At 74.1% G+C, this 17,705-nt stretch carries 12 protein-coding genes and 1 pseudogene; 3 read left to right on the top strand and 10 right to left on the bottom strand.

The window, feature by feature from the left end:
• Positions 1 to 30 precede the first annotated feature (30 nt).
• The gene (locus ACZ5OX_RS10375; protein WP_224285525.1) at positions 31 to 435 is read right to left on the bottom strand and encodes a cobalamin B12-binding domain-containing protein; all 405 of its coding nucleotides are present in this window, start codon (positions 433 to 435) and stop codon (positions 31 to 33) included.
• Positions 436 to 759: 324 nt separating this feature from the next.
• On the opposite strand from ACZ5OX_RS10375, the gene ACZ5OX_RS10370 reads away from it, so the two are divergent.
• A complete protein-coding gene (locus tag ACZ5OX_RS10370) occupies positions 760 to 1,575 on the top strand; it encodes a M23 family metallopeptidase (protein WP_465629489.1) in 816 nt (271 codons plus the stop codon).
• A 6-nt stretch (positions 1,576 to 1,581) separates the two neighbouring features.
• Here the strand turns inward: ACZ5OX_RS10370 and pcrA are convergent, their stop codons facing one another.
• The 3 genes from pcrA to ACZ5OX_RS10355 form a co-directional block, all read right to left on the bottom strand.
• A complete protein-coding gene (gene pcrA / locus ACZ5OX_RS10365; protein ID WP_465629488.1) occupies positions 1,582 to 4,197 on the bottom strand; it encodes a DNA helicase PcrA in 2,616 nt (871 codons plus the stop codon).
• Between the two features lie 84 nt (positions 4,198 to 4,281).
• Positions 4,282 to 4,986: a LuxR C-terminal-related transcriptional regulator gene (locus ACZ5OX_RS10360; RefSeq protein WP_449788206.1), complete on the bottom strand. Its 705-nt coding sequence runs from the start codon at positions 4,984 to 4,986 to the stop codon at positions 4,282 to 4,284.
• A complete protein-coding gene (locus tag ACZ5OX_RS10355; RefSeq protein WP_449809971.1) occupies positions 4,979 to 6,313 on the bottom strand; it encodes an ATP-binding protein in 1,335 nt (444 codons plus the stop codon). Before ACZ5OX_RS10355 ends, ACZ5OX_RS10360 begins: the two co-directional genes overlap by 8 nt.
• Positions 6,314 to 6,576: 263 nt before the next feature.
• On the opposite strand from ACZ5OX_RS10355, the gene ACZ5OX_RS10350 reads away from it, so the two are divergent.
• Positions 6,577 to 8,031 carry a PspC domain-containing protein gene (locus tag ACZ5OX_RS10350; RefSeq protein WP_465629487.1) on the top strand — a complete coding sequence of 485 codons (1,455 nt, stop codon included), beginning with the start codon at positions 6,577 to 6,579 and terminating at the stop codon, positions 8,029 to 8,031.
• Entirely contained in the window at positions 8,028 to 8,237 is a 210-nt protein-coding gene (locus ACZ5OX_RS10345; protein ID WP_449788204.1) for a hypothetical protein, read from the top strand. Before ACZ5OX_RS10350 ends, ACZ5OX_RS10345 begins: the two co-directional genes overlap by 4 nt.
• Before the next feature lie 57 nt (positions 8,238 to 8,294).
• On the opposite strand, the gene ACZ5OX_RS10340 is transcribed toward ACZ5OX_RS10345, so the two are convergent.
• The 6 genes and pseudogenes from ACZ5OX_RS10340 to ACZ5OX_RS10315 form a co-directional block, all read right to left on the bottom strand.
• The gene (locus ACZ5OX_RS10340) at positions 8,295 to 8,579 is read right to left on the bottom strand and encodes a QcrA and Rieske domain-containing protein (protein ID WP_465629623.1); all 285 of its coding nucleotides are present in this window, start codon (positions 8,577 to 8,579) and stop codon (positions 8,295 to 8,297) included.
• Between the two features lie 231 nt (positions 8,580 to 8,810).
• Positions 8,811 to 9,344 (bottom strand): annotated as a pseudogene (locus ACZ5OX_RS10335) (DoxX family membrane protein); the annotation flags it as partial.
• A 214-nt stretch (positions 9,345 to 9,558) separates the two neighbouring features.
• Positions 9,559 to 11,154, bottom strand: a complete 1,596-nt coding sequence (gene guaA / locus ACZ5OX_RS10330) for a glutamine-hydrolyzing GMP synthase (RefSeq protein ID WP_402416654.1) — start codon at positions 11,152 to 11,154, stop codon at positions 9,559 to 9,561.
• A gap of 1,020 nt (positions 11,155 to 12,174) precedes the next feature.
• Positions 12,175 to 13,815, bottom strand: a complete 1,641-nt coding sequence (locus tag ACZ5OX_RS10325; protein WP_465629486.1) for a hypothetical protein — start codon at positions 13,813 to 13,815, stop codon at positions 12,175 to 12,177.
• A gap of 326 nt (positions 13,816 to 14,141) precedes the next feature.
• Positions 14,142 to 15,947 (bottom strand): GMC oxidoreductase, encoded by a 1,806-nt coding sequence (locus tag ACZ5OX_RS10320; RefSeq protein ID WP_465629485.1) that lies wholly within the window; start codon positions 15,945 to 15,947, stop codon positions 14,142 to 14,144.
• 90 nt (positions 15,948 to 16,037) lie between these two features.
• Complete coding sequence (locus ACZ5OX_RS10315; protein WP_465629484.1) at positions 16,038 to 17,669, bottom strand: succinic semialdehyde dehydrogenase; 1,632 nt, start codon at positions 17,667 to 17,669, stop codon at positions 16,038 to 16,040.
• Positions 17,670 to 17,705: the final 36 nt, after the last annotated feature.

The following is a 17,705-nucleotide window of genomic DNA, read 5'->3' as shown; positions in this document are numbered from 1 at the left end:
GAGGGGCCGGCCCGCTCGACGCCCGGTGGCTCAGCCGGCCCGCAGGTTCGACTCGACCCAGGCGACCACGTCCCGGGTCGGCGTGCCCGGGGTGAAGATGTCCGCGACGCCCATCGCCTTGAGCTCGGCGATGTCCTCGTCCGGGATGATCCCGCCGCAGAAGACCTTGATGTCCTCCGCGTCGCGCTCCTTCAGCAGCTCCAGCACCCGCGCGCACAGCGTCATGTGGGCGCCGGAGAGGATCGACAGCCCGATGCCGTCCGCGTCCTCCTGGATCGCGGTGTCGACGACCTGCTCGGGCGTCTGGTGCAGTCCGGTGTAGATGACCTCCATACCGGCGTCGCGCAGGGCGCGCGCGATGACCTTGGCACCACGGTCGTGACCGTCGAGCCCGGGCTTGGCGACCACCACACGGATCGGCCCCGACACACTCATGACTGCCTCCTGGACATCGTCGTCCACCATCCGACCGGGCCTCGTGGGCCGTCGGCGCGGTTAACGGTCAATAACCAATCTGAGGGGAGGTTAGCGCCACCGGGCACGGTTGACCGTGCCACCCCCGAAGAGGAGGGCAAAGTCACAGCTCCGGGCCTTGCTACCAGCGGGTATACCCCTCCTTCCCGCAACCTCCGCACAGACCCCCCGGCCGCCCCCTTGACATCCGGAGGGTTTTCCGGAGCGTCGACCTTGCGGTTACAGTCACGGCTGTTTTCCCCCTCGCCCGACGACGTCCGAGGCCCACCGAGGAGGCAGCCCCCGATGGCTCCCGATGCAGCCGCCCGTCCGACCCGTGCGGAGCTGCGCCTCGCGGCCCGCGAACAGTCCCGCGCCCAGCGCCGCGGCGCCGCCAAGGCGGCCACCCGGACGGCGCTGCTGCGGGTCGCGCTGCCGTCGGTGGCGGCGCTCGGCGTGGCCGCCGCGGCGGCGGTCACCGTGCAGGGCGAGGCCGACCAGCAGCGCGCCCAGGCCGCCGGGCGAGTGCCGCAGACGGCGACGGACAACGCCCCGGACACCGCGGCCGCGCGGACGGCGGCCGCCCAGGCGGTCGCGGCCGGCGCACCGGCCCAGGCCTCGCGCGGCGACGCCCGCCAGCCGCTGGCCGGCGCCCAGCCCACCGACGCCCCCGCCGAGGCCCCCACCGCGCAGCCCACCGCCGAGCCGGCGCCCGAGCCGGTCAAGCCCAAGGTGGTCATGCCGGTCGCCCGGCACGGCCTCGGCGAGGTGTTCGGCGAGGCTGGCACCCACTGGGCCAACCGGCACACCGGCATCGACTTCCCGGTGGACGGCGGCTCCGAGGTCTACGCCGTGGCCGACGGCACCCTCCGCACCCAGTGGAACCCGTTCTACGGCTACATGACGATCATCAAGATGTCCGACGGCACCGAGGCCTGGTACTGCCACCTGCGGGCGTACAAGGTGCGCAAGGGCCCGGTGAAGCAGGGCGACGTGGTCGCCTTCGTCGGCAGCAGCGGCAACAGCACCGGCCCGCACCTGCACTTCGAGATCCGGCCGCCGGGCAGCGGGCCGATCGACCCGCTGCCCTGGTTCCTCTCGAACGGCCTGGACCCGCGCTAGAACGCCCTACAGCTTCTCGACCGGCGCGTAGCGCAGCAGCAGCTGCTTGCGCCCGTCGGTGCCGAAGTCGACGGTGGCCTGTGCCCGGTCGCCGACGCCCGTGACGGCCACCACGGTGCCCAGCCCGAAGCTGTCGTGGGTGACCCGGTCGCCGACCGCGAGCGAGACGGCCTCGCGCTCCACCAGCTGGCCGCCGCCGCGCCGCGCCGACTGCCCCCAGCCGGCCTTGGGCGACGCCGCCGACGACGAGGAGCGCGAACTCCCGCCGCCGGACGAGGACTTGCCCCAGGACGCGCCCGAGGAGTAGCCGCGCTGGACCGGCGCCTGGGCCGCCCCGGTGCGCTTCCACTCCACCAGCGCCTCCGGGATCTCCTCCAGGAAGCGCGAGGCCGGGTTGTAGGCCGGCTGCCCCCAGGCGCTGCGCAGCACCGAGCGGGTCAGGTACAGCCGCTCGCGGGCCCGGGTGAGGCCGACGTACGCGAGCCGGCGCTCCTCCTCCAGCTCCTTGACCTGGTTGAGCGCCCGCATGTGCGGGAAGATCCCGTCCTCCATGCCGGTCAGGAAGACCACCGGGAACTCCAGGCCCTTGGCGGTGTGCAGGGTCATCATCGTGATGACGCCCTGCCCGTCCTCGTCCTCGTCGGGGATCTGGTCGGAGTCGGCGACCAGCGCGACCCGCTCCAGGAAGTCGGCCAGCGAGCCGACCGGCGGCGTGCCCTCCTCCCCGGCGTCCGGACGCTCGCCCGGGTCCTGCTCGTACTCCAGGGCGACGGAGGCGAGCTCCTGGAGGTTCTCCACCCGGGTCTCGTCCTGCGGGTCCGTCGACGCCTGGAGCTCGGCCAGGTAGCCGGTCTCCTCCAGGACGGCCTCCAGCACCGCCGCCGGGCCCGCGCCCGACTCGACCACCTGGCGCAGCCCGGCCATCAGGGTGTTGAACTTCTTGACGGCGTTGGCCGAGCGCGCGGCCATCCCGTACGCCTCGTCGACCCGCACCAGCGCCTGGGCGAAGGAGATCCGCTCCCGCGCGGCGAGCGCGTCGATCATCGCCTCGGCCCGCTCGCCGATGCCGCGCTTGGGCACGTTGAGGATCCGGCGCAGCGGCACGGTGTCCTCGGGGTTGGAGAGCACCCGCAGGTACGCCAGGACGTCCCGGACCTCCTTGCGCTCGTAGAAGCGCACCCCGCCGACCACCTTGTACGGCAGGCCGACCCGGATGAACACCTCCTCGAACACGCGGGACTGGGCGTTGGTCCGGTAGAAGATCGCGACGTCGCCGGGCTTGGCCTCGCCCTTGTCGGTGAGCCGGTCGATCTCGTCGGCGATGAACTGGGCCTCGCCGTGCTCGTCGTCCGCGACGTAGCCGACGACCTTCTCGCCGTGGTCCCCGGCCGTCCACAGCTTCTTCTCGCGGCGGTTGGCGTTGCGCTCGATGACGGCGTTGGCGGCGCTCAGGATCGTCTGGGTGGAGCGGTAGTTCTGCTCCAGCAGGATCGTGGTCGCGTTCGGGTAGTCCTCCTCGAACTGGAGGATGTTGCGGATCGTCGCGCCGCGGAAGGCGTAGATCGACTGGTCCGCGTCACCGACCACGCACAGCTCGGCCGGCGGCACCTCGGCGAGGTGCGCGGCCGCCGGGTTCACGAAGTCCCCGTCCGCGGTGCGCTTCGGCGCGGCCGCGACGGATCCGCCGCTCAGCTCCCGGACGAGCATGTACTGGGCGTGGTTGGTGTCCTGGTACTCGTCGACCAGGATGTGCCGGAACCGGCGCCGGTAGTGCTCGGCGACGTCGGGGAAGGCCTGCAGCAGGTTCACCGTCGTCATGATGATGTCGTCGAAGTCCAGCGCGTTGGCCTCGCGCAGCCGCCGCTGGTAGAGCGCGTACGCCTCGGCGAGCTTCTTCTCCATCGGGTTGGCGGCCTGGTCGGCGAAGGTCTCCTCGTCGATCAGCTCGTTCTTGAGGTTGCTGATCTTCGCGGTGAAGGACTTCGGCGGGAACTGCTTCGGGTCCAGGTCGAGGTCACGGCAGACCAGCGACATCAGCCGCTGCGAGTCGGCCGAGTCGTAGATCGAGAAGCTGGAGGTGAAGCCCAGCTGCTTGGACTCGCGGCGCAGGATGCGCACGCAGGCGCTGTGGAAGGTGGAGACCCACATCGCCCGGGCGCGCGGGCCGACCAGCGCCTCGACGCGCTCGCGCATCTCGCCGGCCGCCTTGTTGGTGAAGGTGATCGCCAGGATCTCCCCCGGCTGCACGCCGCGGGCGCCCAGCAGGTGGGCGATCCGGTGGGTCAGCACCCGGGTCTTGCCCGAGCCGGCGCCGGCCACGATCAGCAGCGGGGAGCCCGCGTGCAGCACCGCCTCGCGCTGCGGGTCGTTCATCCCCTCCAGCAGTTGCGCCGGGTCGATCACCGCCCTGGTGGCGCCGTTGCGGTACCAGGCGTCCCGCTCCGTCTCGGCGGCGTGGTCGGTCTGGAACAGCCCGTCCGGGATGGCCTCCTCGTACGCGTCGTACGGGAGGTCGTCCTCGTACGGCGGGGGCTCCTCGTCCACGGGAGCGGCGGGCTGCTTCGACCCGGCGGCGGGGGCCTCGAAACCGGGGAGCGGAAGGTCGTCAAAGAGGCTACTCATGGCACATCGAGTCTATGGCCACCCGCCGACAAGCCCGCCCGCCCCGAAGGATCCGGGGCGGGCGGGCTTCGGCTCCCGGACCTGTCAGACCAGGCGGCGGGCGGTGGCCCAGCGGGTCAGCTCGTGGCGGTTGCTCAGCTGGAGCTTGCGCAGCACGGCGGAGACGTGGCTCTCGACCGTCTTCACCGAGATGAAGAGCTGCTTGGCGATCTCCTTGTAGGCGTAGCCGCGGGCGATCAGCCGCAGGACCTCGCGCTCGCGCTGGGTGAGCCGGTCCAGGTCCTCGTCCACCGGCGGGGTGTCGGTGGCGGCGAAGGCGTCCAGCACGAAGCCGGCCAGCCGGGGCGAGAACACCGCGTCGCCGTCGGCGATCCGGAAGACCGCGTTCACCAGGTCGGTGCCGGTGATGGTCTTGGTGACGTAGCCGCGCGCGCCGCCGCGGATGACGCCGATGACGTCCTCGGCGGCGTCCGACACCGACAGCGCCAGGAACTTCACCCCTCCCTGCTCCCCCATCACGCCGGCCGAGCGGCGCAGCACCTCGACGCCGCCGCCACCCGGCAGGTGGACGTCGAGCAGCACCACGTCCGGCCTGGTCTCGGCGACCACGCGGACCGCCGAGTCCACGTCGTCGGCCTCGCCGACCACGTCGATGCCGGTCACCTCGGTACGGCCGATCTCGGCCCTGACCCCCGTCCGGAACATCCGGTGGTCGTCCACCAGTACGACCCGTGCGGTCCTCCCCCGGCCTTCGGCTGGGGGCACCCCCATCGGAGCTGCCTCAGTCATCCGTTCTCTCCATCTCCAGCTCGACCTCGGTACCGCCGCCCGCCGCCGGCCGCACCCGAGCGGTGCCGCCGTTGCGCTTCATCCGGCCGATGATCGACTCCCGTACGCCCATCCGGTCCTCGGGCACCGTATCGGGGTCGAAGCCGGGGCCGTGGTCGCGGACGAACACCGACACCGTCCTCCCCTCCACCTCGGCGTAGACCTGGACCGGTCCCCCGCCACCGTACTTGGCCGCGTTGACGGTCGCCTCCCTCGCGGCCTGCATCTGTGCCGCGATCCTCTCGTCCATCGGGCAGTCGCCGACGATCACCAGCTCGACCTGGACGCCGTGCCGGTCCTCGACCTCGGCGACGGCGGCCCGCAGGGTCTCCGCCATGGTGTCCGGCGCGGCCTCGGCGGCGGCCTCCGGGCGGTACAGCCACAGCCGCAGCTCGCGCTCCTGCGAGCGCGCCAGCCGCAGCACCTCCTTGGGGTCCTCGGCCCTGCGCTGGATCAGGGTCAGGGTGTGCAGCACGGAGTCGTGGATGTGCGCGGCGATCTCGGCCCGCTCCTGGGCGCGGATGCGGGCGGTGCGCTCGGCCCCGAGGTCCTGCCAGAGCCGCAGGCCGTACGGGCCGAGCAGCACCAACACGCCGACCAGCACCGCGAGCGAGGCCTCGATCACCGAGCCGAGCGTGGAGCCGCTGCCCTGCATGGCGAGCAGCGCGATGGTGCCGACCACCGCGAGCAGCACGCCCGCGCCGACCCGGGTGTAGGCGCCGCGCCGCTTCTCGCCCTCCTCGATGCCGAACCAGCGCTGCCAGCGCGAGTCGTCGGCCTGCCGCCAGACCAGCGCCACGCCGACGCCGATCGCCAGCAGCGGCCAGGTGTACGGCTTGGCGGTCTGCCAGCCGAGCACGTTGAGCAGCGCGATCACGCCGATCACGGTCATCACCAGGGCGGCGAGCTGGCCGAGGCCGCCCTGCCCGGCCTTGCCGGCCGGCCCGGCCTCCTCCCCCTCCGCGGGGGCGGTCACCGGCTCGCCCTGCAGGGTGTGCTGGAGCAGCCGGCGCATCCGGCCCACCCAGCCGGTGGCCTGGCCGCCCTTGTTCAGCAGCCCGCCCTGCACCCCGGGCGAGGCCGGGACGAACGCCCCGTTGACGTACACCCACTGGGCGCCGCCGCGCTGCGAGGGCTCGCCGATGCCGATCGGCACCACGAACCAGAACGCGGCGTACAGCAGCGCGCCGATCCCCTGCGCGAAGAACAGCACGACGAAGGCGATCCGCACCCACCGCACCGGCAGCCCGAGGTGCACCGCCAGGCCGTGCGCGACGCCGCCGAGCATCCGGCCCCGCGGGCTGCGGTAGAGCCGCCGGTAGGGCGGCCGACCGCCGTCGGGCGCGCTCGGGTCGGCGCCGGCCGACGGCACGGCGTCGGGGGCGATGGTTCGGGGATCGGTACCGGGGGCTGCCACGCCACCGATGGTTCCACGCGGGCGCCCGCGGGCGCATCAGGGTGTGTCCCCATCCCGTATCAGGGACAAGTCAGGGTACGGACAGGGATCGACCCGGTTGGGCCGGGCCGTCCCCTGCCGGAAGGATGGTGCCCATGACCGAGGACCCCCGCATCGAGGAGGCCGGGCCCGCCGCCCCGCCGGAACCGGACCGCCCGCCACTGACCCGGGCCGAGCACCACCGCGTGGTGGCCGGCGTCTGCGGCGGCCTCGGCCGGCACCTGGACATCGACCCGGTGGTGTTCCGGATCGTCACGGTGGTGCTCTGCCTCTCCGGCGGCCTCGGGCTGTTCCTGTACGGCCTGGCCTGGCTGATCGTCCCGACGGACGGCGAGCCCAAGGGCCGCGGCGGGCGCACCGAGCTCCAGCGGGTGCTCACCGGGCGGGTGGACGGCCAGTCGGTCGGCGCGGTGCTGCTGACGGTGATCGGCACCGGGGTGTTCTTCTCCTCGATGGGCGACGGGGACCAGATGTTCCCGCTGCTGCTGCTCGCCGCCCTGGTCTTCCTCGCGGTGCGCTACGACCCGGAGCGCCGCCGGGGCCGGGGTCGGGGGCGCGAGCGCCGCAGCTGCGGCCCGTACGACCGCCACTTCCCCGGGCAGGAGGGCACCGGGGTCACCGGCGCCGCGAGCGCCGACGGCACCGGGGCCTACCGCTGGCCGCGGCCGGAGCAGGACGAGGCCGCCCGGCCCGCCGGGCGGACCCCCGCCGACGGCCCGGCCCCCGGCCCCGGCGGCTACCTGTGGGACCCGCGCCACCCCGAGCGCAACCCGTACGGGGGCGCCTCCCCGGCCGGCCCGACCCCGCCGTACGGCACCCCCGTGCCCCCGGCCGGCGTCCCGGCCCAGCCCTGGTGGCAGCGCGCCGACCTGCCCGAGGGCGACCCGCTGCGCAAGGAGAACGCCCAGCGCCGCCCAGCGCCCGCCGCCGTGCGGCACCCCCGGGAGCGCTCGGCGCTCGGCTTCTTCGGCTTCCTGCTGGCGGTCGGCGCCGGCGCCGCGGTCTGGGCCGCCTCCGCCGACCACCACAACCCCACCGTGCTGGGCGCGACGGTGCTGGCCACCGCACTGCTGGTGGTGGGCCTGACCCTGCTGGTCGGCGCGAAGTTCGGCCGGGCCCGCCGGCTGGCGGTGACCGGCATGCTGCTCACCCTGGCGCTGGCCTTCGTCGGCCACGCGCCGGACTCCATGCGCAACGCCGTCGGCGACCGCGAGTGGACCGTCGCCTCGGCGGCCGACCTGCACGACCGGTACAACCTGGCCGCCGGGAAGATCAACCTGAACCTGTCCGCGGTCGACCCGGCCGGGGCCACCCTCTCCACCAAGGTCGACCTCGGCGTCGGCGACATCACCGTCACCGTGCCGGACGACGTGACGGTGAACGTGGTGGCCCGGGTCGGCCTGGGCAACGTCTCCGCCCCCGACGACCGGAGCGACAGCACCGGACGGCACACCTACCTGATCGGCCCTGCCAACGGGCAGCCGGCCAAGGGCACCCTCAATCTCGAACTCGGACTCGGGCTCGGCAACATCAAGGTGGTTCAGCAGTGAGGAAGCACCGGCTCGACCTGTTCTCGCTGATCGCGGGTGCGCTGTTCACCGTGATCGCCGTGGTCTACCTGGTCGCGGCGCTCAACGACCGGTCGGTGAACGGGCGGATCGTCATCCCCGTCGCCTTCATCGTGCTCGGCGTCGGCGGCCTGGCCGGCGCGGTCGCGGCGGTGGCCCGGCGCGGCCGGCCCGACCGCGAGGACTGACCGCGAGGACTGACCGCCCCGTGAGCGCCCCGAGCGCGCCCGCCCGGCCCCGGGTCCTCAGCTCTGCTGCGGGCCCAGGGTCAGCTGGTCCCCGTTCTTGCTGACGGCGTACTTGGGCAGCGGCTTGACCGCCGGCCCGTTGACCACCGCACCGGTCGCGGCGTCGAACCTGGAGCCGTGGCAGGGGCAGTACAGCTGGCCGTTCTTCGGCGCGTCCACGGCGCAGCCGGAGTGGGTGCACACCGCGGAGAAGGCGCAGTACTGGCCGGCCTTGGGCTGCACGATGTAGACGGCGTCCCCGGTGGCCGGGTCCTTGACCTGGGCCGAGCCGCCGACCGGCACGCTCGCGGCGGGCACCGCGGGGGCCTGCGCCGGGGCGTTCGAGACCGCGGCGCCGGGGGCCGGCGCGTCGGCGACCGGGGCCGCCGACTGCTTGGCGGCGGCCGGCTCGTCCCGGCCGAAGGTACGGGTCAGCGAGCCGGTGAGCAGCCCGGCCCCGCCGATCGCGACGGCCGCGATCCCACCGTCCACCAGGGCCCGGCGCTTGACGTGGTCCTCGCCCAGCCCGCGCTCGCGGTCCCGCGCGGCCCGGCGGGCCAGGTAGCCGTCCACCGACAGGTCCGGCGTGCCGGCCAGCAGCAGCGGGGTCCAGGCCATCAGGTAGGCCAGGTCGTTGCCGAGGTAGTACGGCGAGACGCTCCAGCTGACCGTCAGCCACAGGCTGAGGTTGAGCAGCGCGCCGCCGAGCGCGGCGACCCGGCCCCACAGGCCGAGCAGGGTGCCGAGGCCCACCGCCAGCTCGCCGAAGGCCACGGCGAGCGCGAACAGGGTCGGGTGGCCGAGGGCGGGGCCGAGCAGGAAGGAGACCGGGCTGCCGCCCGCCTTGGCGGCCTGGGTCTGCGAGACGAAGGAGGCCGGGTCGCCCGCCCCGGCCAGGAAGTGGGCGTCGGAGAGCTTGTCGAGGGCGGCGTAGACGAAGGTGACGCCGAGGAAGAGCCGCAGCGGCAGCAGCGCGTACCTGGACGCTAGCGCCCTCAGCTGCGCCGCCCGGGCGGCCGGACCGGCCGCTCCCCCGCCTGCCGGCACCGGGTTGCTGGCCTCCGACATCCCTCACACCTTCCCTCGCCGCCTGCCACCGCCTGACAGGTCCGGTCCGCATTCTGCCCGCTCCCGGCCGCTTTCGGTGGGAGGTCCCTCCCGACGAGCGGCGCCCGCACCGCAAACGGCCGCGCCGTCGCTCCCTCCGTTAGGGGAACGACGGCGCGGCCGTTCAGGCATCGGCCTCAGGGACGCGGAAACCTCCCGGCGGCCGGTGGGAGTGCTACTCCCACTCGATGGTGCCCGGCGGCTTGCTGGTGACGTCGACGACGACGCGGTTCACGTCGCGGACCTCGTTGGTGATCCGGGTGGAGATCTTCGCCAGCACGTCGTACGGCAGGCGCGACCAGTCGGCGGTCATGGCGTCCTCGGACGAGACCGGGCGCAGCACGATCGGGTGGCCGTAGGTGCGGCCGTCGCCCTGCACGCCCACGCTGCGGACGTCGGCGAGCAGCACGACCGGGCACTGCCAGATCTCGCGGTCCAGACCGGCCGCGGTCAGCTCCTCGCGGGCGATCGCGTCGGCGTCGCGGAGCAGGTCCAGGCGCTCCTTGGTGACCTCGCCGACGATCCGGATGCCCAGGCCCGGGCCCGGGAACGGCTGGCGCTGGACGATCTCCTCCGGCAGGCCCAGCTCCTGGCCGACCATCCGGACCTCGTCCTTGAACAGCTTGCGCAGCGGCTCGACCAGCTGGAACTGGAGGTCCTCGGGCAGGCCGCCGACGTTGTGGTGGGACTTGATGTTGGCGGTGCCGGTGCCGCCACCGGACTCCACCACGTCCGGGTACAGGGTGCCCTGGACCAGGAAGTCGACCGACTCGCCCTGCTCGCCGGCCTCGGCGACGATCTCGGCCTGGGCCTGCTCGAAGACCCGGATGAACTCCCGGCCGATGATCTTGCGCTTCTCCTCGGGGTCGGTGACCCCCTTCAGCGCGTTCAGGAAGCGCTCGGAGGCGTCGACGACCTTCAGCTGGACGCCGGTGGCGGCCACGAAGTCCTTCTCGACCTGCTCGGTCTCGCCCTTGCGCATCAGACCGTGGTCGACGTAGACGCAGGTCAGCCGGTCGCCGATGGCCTTGTTGACCAGGGCGGCCGCGACCGCGGAGTCCACGCCGCCGGACAGGCCGCAGATCGCGCGCTTGTCGCCGACCTGCTCGCGGATCAGGGCGATCTGCTCGTCGACCACGCTGCCGGTGGTCCAGGTCGGGGCGATGCCGGCGCCGCGGTAGAGGAAGTGCTCCAGGACCTGCTGGCCGTGGTCGGAGTGCAGCACCTCGGGGTGGTACTGGACGCCGTAGAGCCGGGCCTCGTCGTTCTCGAAGGCCGCGACCGGGACCAGGTCGGTGGAGGCGGTGACGGTGAAGCCCTCCGGGGCGGCGGAGCAGGCGTCGCCGTGCGACATCCACACCGAGTGCTGCGCCGGGACGCCCTCGAACAGGGTGGAGCCGGTGCGGGAGACGGTCAGCGGGGTGCGGCCGTACTCGCGGGCGCCGTTGTTGTCGACGGTGCCGCCGAGGCTCTTGGCCATCAGCTGGAAGCCATAGCACATGCCGAAGACCGGGACACCGGCCTCGAAGATCGAGCGGTCGATCTGCGGCGCGCCCTCTTCGTAGACCGACGACGGGCCGCCGGAGAGGATGATCGCCTTGGGGTTCTTGGCGAGCATCTCGGCGACCGGCATGCTGCTCGGCACGATCTCGCTGTAGACCCGCGCCTCACGCACCCGACGGGCGATGAGCTGGGCGTACTGGGCGCCGAAGTCGACCACCAGGACGGGGTCGTTGTCCGGCGCGGACTGGACGGGAATTGCAGAGGACACAGACGGCCTTCCGGCAGCGGTATCGAGGTGTCGCGCGTGGCCGCCGCCCCGGCGGGGCTGCGGCTGCGGCGGACGGTGTGGGGTGTCTGGACACCGATTCTACCGGGCTGTCCGGTTTCACTCGTCTGCACGTCCAATGGACCGTGACCGCGCGGGGCGGCGGTTCGTTGCTTCTGACGAACGTACGGCCGCGCCGCGTCCGCCAGACGCGCCGCCGCCCCCGCGGGGGCACCGCCGTACGGCAGCAGGACCACGCGTGGAGCTTCACCCCAGTACACCGGCGCACGTGGTGCCGCCGCCCGGCCCGCCGGGCGCACGGCTCCGTGGGACCGTGCGCGGGTGCCGCGGCCGGCCAGCAGGGGACAGCGAACCCGGCCGCGACTGGGCCGAGAGGTGGGACGGCCGGGGTCCGGGGACGCCCGGGACCGGTCGTCACACCCCCGGTCCGATCCGGTGCGCGCCCGGGCGCACTCCCCCGTCCACCCAGCGCCGCTACGCGCGTCCCCGTGCGCCACAACCACCCGAACCGCTACTCACCGTGATCATCAGCGGCGGGCTCGACGGGAAATGCTCTGTGCCGAACTGTGCCGAACCGGTTGCAGAGCGAGCCCCTCGTCCAGCACGATGCTCGTTGTAAGCGGTTCTCCCGGCGCCTCACGGCTCGCCGAGGAGGCCCGCGACGGCGTTCTCCGCAGCCGCGCCGCAGGGAGGCGGCAGCGGCTTACCGCTCACACTCCGTGAGCGCGGGCCCGGCGCAGACCTGCGCACCGACCCGCCGCCCACGGACGTCCGCGCCCCGCGCGACCGGCCACCCACGCCGGAGCCGCACGGCGCACCCCGAAGCCAACCGACACGACGGCGCTCCTCCCCCGGCGCCGTCACCGCAGCACCGGCGCGGCCCTGACGCCGAGTGCTGAACGACAAAGGGCCCCGTTCCCCCGCGGGGCCCTTTGCCCTTTTCGGGGGCGCCCGGAGTGAGGGGTGCCCGGAGTCAGGGGTGCCCGTCGGGGGCGCCCGCAGTCAGGGGTGCTCGCGCCAGACGCTCGGGTCGACCGGCTCCTGGCCCGGGGGCGGCGGCACCGCGCCGGGCGCCGACGTCCCGCCGGCCGGAGCGGGCGGCGCCGGGTGCGAGTCCAGCACCTCGCTCGGCCCGCCGGACTGCGGCGGCACGCCGTGGCCCGGCGCCACCGGCGCCCCCGGCGTCGCGTACGGCACCTGCGGCGGCACCTGCGCGTACGGGCCGCCGGCCTGGGCTCCGGCCCCCTGCACGCCGGCGCCCTGGGTTCCAGCGCCCTGGGTTCCAGTGCCCTGGGCGGACGCGAACGGCGACTCGGCGTACGGCACCGCGGTCTGCGGCGCGCCCACACCCCGACCGCGGACGGCCGCCAGCAGCGGCGGCACCAGCACCGCGCCGACCACCGACCAGACCAGGTTGGCCAGCAGCACGCTGAGGAACACCAGGCCGACCGAGGTCTCCTGGGACATGTCCACGCGGGCCGAGGAGGTCCAGCCCCGCATCGACATCGTCCTGGTCATCTGCGCACCGGCCACCGCCATCAGCACGGTGAGCGCCACCCCGTACACGGCCGCCAGCCGGAGCCGGTCGGCCGCGTCCAGTCGGCGCCGGTACGCGGACCAGCCGAGCAGGCCCGCCGCGGCGAGCGCGAGCAGGCCGCACCAGCGCCAGTCCGCGGCCGCGTCGTGCAGGTCGAAGAAGGAGATCTCCGCGTCGCTGCTGCGGTCGCCCCAGCTCTCGCCCTGGCCGGACAGCCCGGAGTGCACCCGCCAGGTCGACCCCGAGCCGAAACCGAGCAGGAGGAGGCCCAGGTTGGGCAGGAACGCGAGCGAGACCGCCGTCTCCACGCCCTCCTTGCTGTTCGCCGCGACCAGCACGAAGGCCACCAGCGCGGCCAGGCCGACCGCCAGCGCCAGCGCCTGGCCCGCCGTGAGCGCGGCCACCGCCCAGCCGCGCACCGACCGGTTGCGCCAGGCCGCCCAGCGCAGGGCGTCGGTGCCGTGGACGGCGAAGGCCAGTGCGGCGGCCAGCAGGGCCGTCCACCCGACCGCCTCGACCCAGCCCGAGTCCGCGCCGAAGCTCATGCCGGTGTTCCGCAGGGGGTAGCCGGACTCGTCGTCGAACCGGTCCGCCGGCTGCCAGGTCGTCCCTCCGGCCAGCCCGATCAGCAGCGTCAACCCGGCCAGCACCACGGCGGTGCGCAGTGCCTCGCCACCGGCCTGGCCGCGGGTCAGCTGGGCGCCGGCCGCCTTGCGCCCGCGGGCCCCGGCCCGCAGGCCGAGCCAGAGCGCCAGTGCCCAGAGCACGGTGACGGTCATCGGCAGCACCCGGAACGCGAGCTCCAGGTCGTCCAGGGTGTCGCGGCCGGACGCGGGGTGCCCGGTCAGCCGGAACGGCGCGCCGAAGGCGTTCAGCGTCATCGCCAGCGCCGCGCCGAACCGGTCGCCGTAGCCGGGCGAGGCGATGAACGCGTCGTAGTCGTAGCCGCTCGGGACGGCCGTGATCAGCGCCGCCACGAGCAGCACGCCGGTCGGGGCGATCGCGGCCCGGAGCGCCGGGCGCCAGTCCGATCCGGTGAGCCAGCGCATCACCGGCGAGGGCCCGCGCCGCGGCTCGTACGGGTTCCCGCTGCCCCAGCTGCCCACCGCGGGCGGCCCGGCGACGGGCGGCGGCGGGGGCGGCGGGTACCCGGGGGCACCGGGCGGCGGACCGTACGAGGGCGGGACGGGCGGTGCGGCGGGCGGGGCGCCCGCCGGCGGGGGCGGGGGCGGCGGCGCCGACGGCCGCCCGCACGAACCGCAGACGACCGCCCCCTCCTGCGAAGTCGCGCCGCACGATGCGCAGTCGGCCATGGCCCGCGCTCCCCCCGATCGACGAGTCCCTGGCGGCCCCAGGGAGCCCGTTTATCCCATCGGACCCGAACGGCTGTCAACCGGGAACCGGGGCAGGCGGATTGGCCCGCCGGACGGGTTCAGTCGCGCTTCTTCGGGACCTCCGGGACGGGCAGCAGCGGCAGCCGCAGCGCGCCGAACGCGCCCTCCGGCACGGCCGGCCGCACCGGCGCGACCGCCGCGACCCGCCGGTACTCCTCGCCCTGGGCCGGGCGCGGGTCCGCCTCGCCCTTGTTCGGCCACATCGACAGGGCGCGCTCGGCCTGCGCGGTGATGGTGAGCGAGGGGTTGACGCCCAGGTTGGCGGAGACGGCCGAACCGTCCACCACGCTGATCCCGGGGTAGCCGTACAGCCGGTGGTACGGGTCCACCACGCCGGTCTCGGGGGCGTCGCCGATCGGGCAGCCGCCCAGGAAGTGCGCCGTCATCGGGATGTCGAAGATCTCGCCGACGGTGCTGCCGGCGAAGCCGTTGATCTCGTCGGCCAGCGCCTGGGCGCCCCGCTCGGCGGCCGGGATCCAGGTCGGGTTGGGTTCGCCGTGGCCCTGGGTGGAGGTGAGCCGGGCCTTGCCGAGCGGGCCCTTCTTCAGCGAGACGGTGATCGAGTTGTCCAGCGACTGCATCACCAGGCCGATGATCGTCTTCTCGGACCAGCGGCGCTGGTCCATCGAACGGGCGAAGGTCAACGGGTGGAGCGCCGAGTTCGCCAGGTAGCGCAGCCAGCGCGGAATCGTTCCGCCGCCCTTGACCTGGGCGATGGACAGCGCGCCCATCGCGTTGGAGCCCTTGCCGTAGCGGACCGGCTCGATGTGGGTGTTGGCGTCCGGGTGGATCGAGGAGGTGATCGCGACGCCCTTGGTGAAGTCCGCCTTGGCGCCGTAGCGCCGGTCGGTGGTCTGCGCGCCCACCAGGGCCTCGGAGTTGGTGCGGGTCAGCTCGCCCAGCCGCGCCGAGATCCGGGGCAGGTGGCCGCCGTCCCGCATCCGGTGCAGCAGCGACTGGGTCCCGTAGGTGCCGGCCGCGACGACCACCCGGGCCGCGGTGATCGTCCGCGCGCCCGCCTTCACCCGGTCGGTCTTCGAGCGCGCGTCGGTGCGGCGCACGTCCACCGCGTAGCCGCGGCTCCCGTCGGCCCCGCCGATCTCCCGGATCCGGGCCACCGTGGTCAGCGGGTGGATCTGCGCGCCGCCCTTCTCGGCCAGGTGGAGGTAGTTCTCGGTGAGCATGTTCTTGGCGCCGTGCCGGCAGCCGGTCATGCACTCGCCGCACTCCACACAGGCCTTGCGGGCCGGGCCGGCGCCGCCGAAGTACGGGTCGGCGACCTCGCCGCCGGGCGCCGCCTTGGCACTGCCCCCGGCGTCCCCGCCGTCGCCGAAGAAGACCCCGACCGGCGCCATGTGGAAGGTGTCGCCGACGCCCATCCGCTCGGCGGCCGCCTTGAGGTGGACGTCCGAGGGGGTGACGGTCGGGTTGAGCCGGACCCCGAGCATCCGCTGCGCCTGGTCGTAGAACGGCGCCAACTCCTCTTGCCAGTCGGTGATGTGGCGCCACTGCCGGTCCTCGAAGAAGGCCTTCGGCGGCACGTACAGCGTGTTGGCGTAGTTCAGCGAGCCGCCGCCGACCCCGGCGCCGGCCAGGATCAGCACGTTGGCCAGCAGGTGGATGCGCTGGATGCCGTACAGCCCGAGCTGCGGCGCCCACAGGTAGTTCGGCAGGTCCCAGGAGTTCTTGGGCAGTTCGTCCCGGTCGAAGCGCCGCCCGGCCTCCAGGACGGCGACCCGGTAGCCCTTCTCGGTCAGCCGCAGGGCCGCGACCGAACCGCCGAAGCCGGACCCGACCACCACCACGTCGTAGTCGAACTCCGCCGCACCGCCGGACTGCACCATCTGCCACCGCTCCTTCGCCGGGTGAACCTGCCTGTGGGTACCGCGAACCGGGCCCCGACCGTCCGGCGGGGCCCGGTTCGCGGTCGGGTCCTACTTGAAGCGCAGCGCCTTGAGCGCCCGCAGCCCGCCGGTCATCACGGCGGCGAACTGCTTGTCGTCCAGGCCGAACGAGGGCGCGAGCGGCACCAGCCGCTGGGTCGCGATGGTCTGCGCCTCGGTGAAGCGCAGGATGCCCTCGGCGCCGTGCCGGCGGCCCAGCCCGGAGTCGCCCATGCCGCCCATCGGCGAGCCGACCGAGCCGTACGCGGCGGCGTAGGCCTCGTTGACGTTGACCGTGCCGGTGCGCAGCCGGGCCGCGACCGTCCGGCCGCGCCGCAGGTCCCTGGTCCAGACGCTGGAGTTCAGGCCGTACGGCGTGGAGTTGGCGGCGGCGACCGCCTCCTCGTCGGTGTCGAAGCGGTAGAGGGAGACGACCGGTCCGAAGGTCTCCTCGGCGCAGACCGCCATGTCCGGGGTGACGCCGTCGAGGATGGTCGGCTCGAAGAAGAACGGGCCGAGGTCCGGCCGGGCGCGCCCGCCGGCCACCACGGTGGCGCCCGCCTTGACCGCCTCGTCCACGTGCCGGGCGGTGGTCTCCAGCTGACGGGCGGAGACCAGCGAGCCCATGTCCGCGCCGTACGCGAGGCCGCCGCCCAGGCGCAGCGCCCGGGTGCGGGCGGCGAAGCGCTCCAGGAACTCGTCGGCCACCGAGCGGTGCACCAGCAGCCGCTCGATCGAGATGCACAGCTGTCCGGCGGAGGAGAAGCAGGCCCGGACGGCGCCCGCGGCGGCCGCGTCGAGGTCGGCGTCGGCGAGCACCAGCATGGCGTTCTTGCCGCCGAGTTCGAGCGAGGCGCCGACCAGCCGGGCGGCGGCGCGCTGGGCGACGTCGCGGCCGGTGCGGGTGGAGCCGGTGAACGAGACGTAGTCGGCGTGCTCCACCACGGCGGGGCCGATCACCGGTCCGTCGCCGATCACGATCTGCCACAGGTCGGCCGGCAGCCCGGCCTCGACCAGCAGCTCCCGGGCCCACAGCGCGGTCAGCGCGGTCTGGGTGTCGGGCTTGTTGACCACCGCGTTGCCGGCCGCGAAGGCGGGCAGGGCGTCGCCGATGGACAGCTCCAGCGGGTAGTTCCACGGCGAGATGTGGCCGACCACGCCCTTGGGGCGGCGGGCCTCGACGGCGTGGGTGAGCACCGGCAGCGCGCCGCCGCGCCGCTTGTCCTTGAGGTAGCCGTGCGCGGCCCGTCCGTAGTGCCGGGCGGCCATGGCGACGGCCAGCACCTCCTCGAAGGCGTGCAGCCGGGCCTTGCCGGTCTCCGCCTGGATGAGGTCCAGCACCTCGTCCTGCCGCCTGAGCAGCAGGTCGTGGAAGCGCAGCAGGACGGCGGCCCGGCGGCGCACCGGCAGCGCGGCCCAGGCGGCCTGGGCGCGGCGGGCTAGCTGGAAGGCGACCTCGACGTCGGCCGGGGTCGACTGCGGCAGGCTGGCCAGCCGTTCGCCGGTCAGCGGGGCGACGGTCTCCACCAGGTCGGGCTCGCCGGTGGCGGTGACGCCGGCGGCCAGCCTGGCGACCAGGGACGGCGGAACGGCCGCGGTGACGGTCCGGCCGCCGCCGGGGGCCGCCGGGTTGCCGGCGCCGGGGTGTTCGGTGGCCACTACATCTGCTGTGAGGTCCGACATACGGCGCAGCCTAGGCGCTCGGCGGCCGGTCCGGTA

It is taken from the genome of Kitasatospora sp. NPDC032121 (assembly GCF_055580145.1).
Note: the sequence above shows the minus strand (reverse complement) of the source record. Positions and strands in the feature narration are given on the sequence as shown.